The organism is Alteromonas sp. CNT1-28, from assembly GCF_022348345.1.
In the GTDB taxonomy this organism is placed as follows: Bacteria; Pseudomonadota; Gammaproteobacteria; order Enterobacterales; family Alteromonadaceae; genus Alteromonas; species Alteromonas macleodii.
In genome coordinates, this window is the sequence record NZ_JAKREZ010000092.1 from 1 (window position 1) to 1,369 (window position 1,369).

General features: G+C 39.7%; 2 protein-coding genes. Both read right to left on the reverse strand.

Translation table 11 applies throughout. The features are described from left to right. Window positions 1–171: 171 nt before the first annotated feature. Window positions 172–753, reverse strand: a complete 582-nt coding sequence (locus MHN02_RS21440; RefSeq protein ID WP_239247972.1) for a hypothetical protein — start codon at window positions 751–753, stop codon at window positions 172–174. 136 nt (window positions 754–889) lie between these two features. After that, on the reverse strand, window positions 890–1,264 hold the full coding sequence (locus tag MHN02_RS21445) for a hypothetical protein (RefSeq protein WP_239247973.1): 375 nt from the start codon (window positions 1,262–1,264) through the stop codon (window positions 890–892). Window positions 1,265–1,369 lie beyond the last annotated feature (105 nt).

The following is a 1,369-nucleotide window of genomic DNA, read 5'->3' on the forward strand; positions in this document are numbered from 1 at the left end:
TAGCTCATTTATTTTAAATGAGAAACAAAGCTAATTATGGACTGAAAGAATGTCAGAGATACGCTCGTTCAGGGTTGACAAAGGGAGTCATACCAACGCTTCAATATGGGGCGCGCGTAGTTTGCGCGTCCCAGCCCAACTTGTTGGGCGAACATAATTGACTTGTTAGGTTTATACTTGCAAGTCATTAACGAATAGCCCTAACAACTTGCCTTTTGGCATATTTTTATTTTTATGGCCTAAATCTTTCCTTATTGCCAACAGCAAGCTTTCCACTGTGAACAGTATTTCGTTAGGCTCTTGTTTGGCGCCATTAGCACTATCTATACTTTTCATTCTGAACTTATAAAATGCATCTATCATTTCATCTGAACCCCAAATGACTAATTCTTGTGTTACTTCAGCCATAAATTTAATCATCTCTTTTTCAGTTGGCTGTTTCTTACCAAGCTTTTCCGCAAATGTAAGGCTAAATATAAAGTTGATTATTTTTTCGTAAGTTGGAACCTTTTTCTCGCGCAAATGAGCAAGTATTTGAGCCTTTCTCTCAAGATGCTTCGAAACCAATACCGAAATTAATGAAACAATTACAGTAGCTGATGCTGCGACGATTCCTACAGCAAGCTTGGGGTCGACAGTCGAAAAAATTGACCAGAGCTTAGCTATTAGTAAGTAGCCTCCATAAAGTATCGCTCCAAGTAAAACGAACCCCAAAGCCATTTGTTTTTTATCTTGATTTGCTTGAGTTGACACAATACTTCCTTATAAACCTAACACCCACATAAGGGGCAGTAACACGTGGGCTAAAATCCGAGCGAAGCGACAGAGCCCACGTGTTACTGTCCCAGGGAGCTTGCGACCGACTTAATGTGTTTGTTATGTGTTTTACTCAAATGATGCTCCAAGGGTTGAACCCAACAGACTGAATAGCGGGCGCTATGGTGTCTGCAAGAAACTCCCTTTCTTCAGTATCAAAATCAAGCCATGGAAGCTGATCAACTAACAATTGAATTTGTTCTTTCTTTTGCTCGCTAGTAAGGCCGTCATTGAGATGGATTTTCCTTAGCGAAATCAAAAACTCATTCGTTGTTTTTTCAAGAGAGATAATGACTGCGGTTGGAGATGGTATTAACCCGCGAGGCTCCCAAAGTTCCACTGAGTAATTGTTATTTTGAATTAATTTATCAATGACGCCGGTGTTGCGCTCCATTGCAATAACATCCCAAGAAAAAAGATAAAATACGACAATAAGACTCAATTTCATAGTGATACATAGACACAATGACTCCCTGTGAAATGCTAGCCTCCGCATTTTCGTGGGTTAGCTGAAAGCCAGTGCCATAATTAGTTTGCTTAAGACTAAATCATT

What these genes read in the sequence shown, in the direction of transcription:
- MHN02_RS21445 (WP_239247973.1), bottom strand. Translation starts at nt 1,264, where the DNA reads ATGAAATTGAGTCTTATTGTCGTATTTTATCTTTTTTCTTGGGATGTT.